Below are 1527 nucleotides of genomic sequence, written 5' to 3' on the forward strand. Positions count from 1 at the left end.
AAGCCCTGCGCGCGCGGCCGTGATCGAGGAAGGGCTGCGTGATGCCGGGCTGGTGGATATCGCCATTCTCGTTGAACGCATCGGTATCGTCGCGCGGCTCGAAGCGCTCGCGCCCGATGTGGTCCTGATCAACCTCGAAAATCCCGGCCGCGACCAGCTCGAGGAAAGCTTCTCGCTGTCGCGCGCGCTGGCGCGCCCGATTGCGATGTTCGTGGACCAGTCCGACGAGCGCTCGATCGCCGAGGCGGTCGATGCGGGGATCTCGGCCTATGTCGTCGACGGGATGCGCAAGGACCGGATCAAGCCGATCCTCGAGCTCGCGGTGCGGCGCTTCAAGGCATTCACGCGGCTGCAGACCGAGCTCGCCGAAGCGAAGTCGGCGCTTGCCGAGCGCAAGGTGGTTGATCGCGCCAAGGCGTTGCTGATGAAGCGGCGAGGGCTGGACGAGCCGGCCGCCTATGCACTGTTGCGCAAACAGGCGATGGATAGCGGGCGACGGATCGCCGACATCGCCGAGGCGCTGGTGACCGCGGACGCATTGCTGGGAGGCGATTCATGAGCAGTTTCCGGATCGGCTTTCTGCCGCTGGTCGACTCGGTGCTGCCGATCGTGGCGCACGAATTCGGGCTTGCCGGGGCCGAGGGCGTGTCGATCGTTCCCGTCAAGGATCCGAGCTGGGCGACGGTGCGCGACCGGCTGATCTACGGCCAGACCGATGCCGCCCACCTGCTTGCGCCTCTCGCGATCGCGACCTCGATGGGGCTTGATCGTCCGGCGGTGCCGCTGGGCGCGCCCTTCATGCTCGGACTCAACGGCAACGCGGTGACCGTAAGCCCGCGCATCGCGGCGCTGCTGGGCGATGCCGCGATCGGCGACGTGGCGGCGACAGGGCGCGCGCTGGCTGCGATCGCGCGCGGCGAAGCCGATAAAGGACGCAAGCTGCGATTCGCCGTCGTGCACCGCTATTCGAGCCACAACTACATGCTGCGCTACTGGCTCGCGGCCTCGGGTTGCGATCCCGACCGCGATGTCGAGATCGTCGTGATTCCACCGCCCTTCGTCGCCGAAGCGCTCGAATCGGGCGAGATCGACGGATCGTGCGTCGGCGAGCCGTGGAACAGCGTCGCGGTCGAACGCGGTGTCGGCGTGATCGTCGCGGCGACCGCGCGGATCTGGAGCCGCGGCGTCGAAAAGCTTCTCGCCTTCCGCCGCCAGACGCTCGACGAACGTGGCGAGGAGGTGGCCGCTCTGATCCGTGCGCTGCACGCCGCGGGCAAGGTGATGGCCGATGCGGCACAGCGCCGCGAAGTGGCCGCGCTGCTCGCGCGTCCGTCCTATATCGATCAGCCGGCGGATCTGATCGAGCGTGCGCTTTCGAACCGCATGGTTTTGACGCAAGGAGAGGCGGCGCAGCCGATCGAGGATTTCCTCGTACTCTACCGCGAGGCCGCGAACTTTCCGTGGCGCAGCCAGGCGATGTGGCTCTATTCGCAAATGGTGCGCTGGGGACATGCGCCGCTGGAGAGC

2 protein-coding genes are annotated in these 1527 nt (G+C 67.5%); both read left to right on the plus strand.

Annotated elements, in window-relative coordinates:
- A partial coding sequence (locus tag VGD20_RS18510; RefSeq protein WP_414714596.1) for an ANTAR domain-containing response regulator occupies positions 1-559 on the plus strand: 559 nt, incomplete at its 5' end.
- A partial coding sequence (locus tag VGD20_RS18515; protein ID WP_331135850.1) for a CmpA/NrtA family ABC transporter substrate-binding protein occupies positions 556-1527 on the plus strand: 972 nt, incomplete at its 3' end. The genes VGD20_RS18510 and VGD20_RS18515, both read left to right, overlap by 4 nt.

The sequence above is a fragment of the Sphingopyxis sp. genome (assembly GCF_036402335.1).
Lineage (GTDB): Bacteria > Pseudomonadota > Alphaproteobacteria > Sphingomonadales > Sphingomonadaceae > Sphingopyxis.